This is a genomic window from Streptococcus sp. HMSC10E12, from assembly GCF_001807855.1.
Taxonomy (GTDB): domain Bacteria; phylum Bacillota; class Bacilli; order Lactobacillales; family Streptococcaceae; genus Streptococcus; species Streptococcus salivarius.
On the sequence record NZ_KV791095.1, the window covers coordinates 38,245 to 39,679 of the forward strand.

Sequence of the window (1,435 nt, forward strand, 5' to 3'; positions counted from 1 at the left end):
AAATACTTGTGCTTTCAGAGGCACTCAAGAATGCTGATGTAGATGCTGACTCTGATACTGAAGCGGAGGTGCTCACTGAGGCTGACGCAGATGCACTTGCACTTTGCGACTCACTCAACGATACAGACTCACTTGTAGAAATCGAAGCACTTTCTGAAAGTGACTCACTCAGTGATACTGAGTTTGAAACAGATTCTGATTCAGACACTGATGCACTCGCTGAAACTGATTCTGAGTTCGATACTGATTGCGACTCGGAAATTGAGACACTTACTGAAGTCGATACTGAGGCAGAGGCTGACTCAGATGCACTTGCTGAAGCTGAGACGCTGGATGAGACTGACGCAGAAACTGAGGTTGAAACAGACTGTGATTCTAATACAGACGCACTTGTTGATGCAGACTCTGAAATTGAGGTACTTACAGAAGTTGACTCTGAGGCTAATGCTGAAGCGGACGCAGACAATGACTCAAATACACTTGTTGAGGCTGAAAGACTTGCTGATATACTCAACGAAGTTGAAATACTTGTGCTTTCAGAGGCACTCAAGAATGCCGATGTAGAGACTGACTCTGATACTGAAACGCTTGATGAAGCGGATTCTGAGGCAGATGCACTTGCACTCTGCGATTCGCTCAACGATACAGACTCACTTGTAGAAATTGAAGAACTTTCTGAAAGTGACTCACTCAGTGATACTGAGTTTGAAACAGATTCTGATTCAGACACTGATGCACTCGCTGAAACTGATTCTGAGTTCGATACTGATTGCGACTCGGAAATTGAGACACTTACTGAAGTCGATACTGAGGCAGAGACTGATGCGGATGCACTCGCTGAGGCTGAGACGCTGGATGAGACTGACGCAGAAACTGAGGTTGAAACAGACTGTGATTCAGAGACTGATTCACTTACTGATGCTGACTCGGAGTTTGACACTGACTGCGACTCAGACACTGATGCACTTTCTGAAGCGGATTCGGAGTTTGACACTGACTGCGACTCAGAAACTGATGCACTTTCTGAAGCGGATTCGGAATTTGATACAGACTGCGACTCAGAAATTGACGCACTTAATGAAGCGGATTCGGAATTTGAGACTGATTGTGATTCTGAGACTGATTCACTTACAGATACTGACTCGGAATTTGATTCAGACTGTGATACCGATGTTGATTCACTTACTGACGCTGACTCGGACGTTGAAGCGGATTGTGATTCTGAAATTGATTCACTTACTGACGCTGATTCTGAGTTAGACACTGACTGTGACTCAGACACTGATGCACTCTCTGAAGCGGATTCGGAATTTGAAACCGATTGTGATGTCGACGTTGATTCACTCTCTGAAGCTGACCCTGAATTAGACACTGACTGTGATTCTGAAACGGAAGCACTTACTGAAGCAGAGACTGAATTTGATTCGGATTGTGA

At 44.8% G+C, this 1,435-nt stretch carries 1 pseudogene; it reads left to right on the forward strand.

The window, feature by feature from the left end:
* Positions 1–8: 8 nt before the first annotated feature.
* Positions 9–1,435 (forward strand): annotated as a pseudogene (locus HMPREF3112_RS11860) (hypothetical protein); the annotation flags it as partial.